Source organism: Roseateles sp. P5_E11, from assembly GCF_054049355.1.
Window position 1 is genome coordinate 1 of record NZ_JBFUMO010000755.1, and the last position, 2,312, is coordinate 2,312.

Annotated in this window: 1 protein-coding gene; it reads left to right on the top strand. The window is 65.4% G+C overall.

The genetic code is table 11. The features are described 5' to 3' along the window. Window positions 1-2,312 (top strand): carbamoyl-phosphate synthase large subunit (gene carB, locus ACXJKR_RS30150; RefSeq protein ID WP_457325978.1); only part of this gene is annotated, 2,312 nt, incomplete at both ends.

The window sequence follows — 2,312 nt, forward strand, 5'->3', positions numbered from 1 at the left end:
CCTCCAAGGCGACGGGCTTCCCCATCGCCAAGATCGCCGCCAAGCTGGCCGTGGGCTACACGCTGGACGAGCTGAAGAACGACATCACCGGCGGCATCACGCCGGCGTCGTTCGAGCCCAGCATCGATTACGTCGTCACCAAGATCCCGCGCTTCGCCTTCGAAAAGTTCCCGATGGCCGACTCGCGGCTGACGACGCAGATGAAGTCCGTCGGCGAAGTGATGGCCATGGGCCGAACCTTCCAGGAATCCTTCCAGAAGGCGCTGCGCGGCCTGGAGACCGGCATCGACGGCCTGACCGAGCGCTCGGCCGATCGTGAAGAGATCGTGCAGGAGATCGGCGAAGCCGGCCCCGAGCGCATCCTGTTCTTGGCCGACGCCTTCCGCATCGGCATGACGCTGGACGAGATCTATGAAGAGACTGCGGTGGACCCGTGGTTCCTCGCGCAGATCGAGCAACTCGTGCAGATCGAAGGCGAGCTGAAGGGCCGGGCAATCGAGTCCATCACAGAGGCAGAGCTGCGCCTGCTCAAGAGCAAGGGCTTCTCGGACAAGCGCCTGGCCAAACTGCTGGGCACGCACCAGCATGCCGTGCGCGAACGCCGCCATGCGCTGAACGTGCGCCCCGTGTACAAGCGCGTCGATACCTGCGCGGCCGAGTTTGCGACGCAGACGGCCTATATGTATTCGACCTACGAGGGTGCCGACGCCGAGTGCGAGGCCAACCCGACGGACAAGAAGAAGATCATGGTGCTGGGCGGTGGCCCGAACCGCATCGGCCAGGGCATCGAGTTCGACTACTGCTGCGTGCACGCCGCGCTCGCGATGCGCGAGGACGGCTACGAGACCATCATGGTCAACTGCAATCCCGAGACCGTGTCGACCGACTACGACACCTCGGATCGCCTCTATTTCGAGTCAGTCACGCTAGAAGATGTGCTGGAGATCGTCGACAAGGAAAAGCCCGTCGGCGTCATCGTGCAGTACGGCGGCCAGACGCCGCTGAAGCTGGCACTCGACCTGGAGCGTGCTGGCGTGCCCATCATCGGCACGACGCCTGACTCCATCGACATCGCCGAGGACCGCGAGCGCTTCCAGAAGCTGCTGCACGAACTCGGCTTGCGCCAGCCGCCCAACCGCACGGCGCGCAATGAGGACCAGGCCGTCGCGCTGGCCAATGAAATCGGCTACCCGCTGGTCGTGCGCCCGAGCTATGTGCTGGGCGGCCGCGCGATGGAGATCGTGCACGGCGACAAGGACCTGGAGCGCTATATGCGCGAAGCGGTGCGTGTGTCCGAGAAGTCGCCGGTGCTGCTGGATCGCTTCCTGGAAGACGCCGTCGAGGTCGACGTCGACTGCATCGCCGACTCGACGGGCGACGTCATGATCGGCGGCATCATGGAGCACATCGAGGCGGCCGGCATCCACAGCGGCGACTCGGCCTGCTCGCTGCCGCCCTACACGCTGGCGGTTGATCTGCAGGACGAGTTGCGCCGCCAGACGGCGGCGATGGCCAAGGCGCTGAAGGTTGTCGGCCTGATGAATGTGCAGTTCGCCATCCAGGGTGACGTGACCGCGGGCCTGGCGGCCTGCACGGTCTATGTGCTGGAAGTGAACCCGCGTGCTTCGCGCACCGTGCCCTATGTGTCCAAGGCCACGGGCCAGCAGCTTGCCAAGATCGCCGCGCGCTGCATGGCTGGCCAGRAGCTTGTCGACCAGCGCGACCGCAAGGGTCGCGTGCCGGCCGAGGTCATCCCGCCTTACTTCAGCGTCRAGGAAGCCGTCTTCCCGTTCAACAAATTCCCGGGCGTGGACCCCATCCTCAGCCCCGAGATGCGTTCGACCGGCGAAGTGATGGGCGCAGCCAAGACTTTCGGCGAGGCGATGCTGAAGAGCCAGATCGGCGCCGGCTCGCGCCTGCCGCGCCAGGGCAACGTGCTGATCACGGTCAAGAACAGCGACAAGGCCCGCGCCATCGCCATCGCCAAGGATTTGCATGCGCTGGGCTTCGGCATCGTCGCGACGCGCGGCACGGCGGCTGCGATCACCGAGGCCGGCGTGCCGGTCAAGCTGATCAACAAGATCAAGGACGGCCGCCCGCACATCGTCGATGCGCTCAAGGGCGGCGACATCCAGCTCGTCTTCACGACGGTGGACGAGACCCGCACGGCCATCGCCGACAGCCGCTACATCCGCCAGGCGGCTCTGGCCAACCGCGTGACCTATTACACGACCATGGCCGGTTGTGAAGCCGCGGTCGAAGGCATGAAACACCGTGACGGCCTGACCGTGCAATCCCTGCAGGAACTGCAC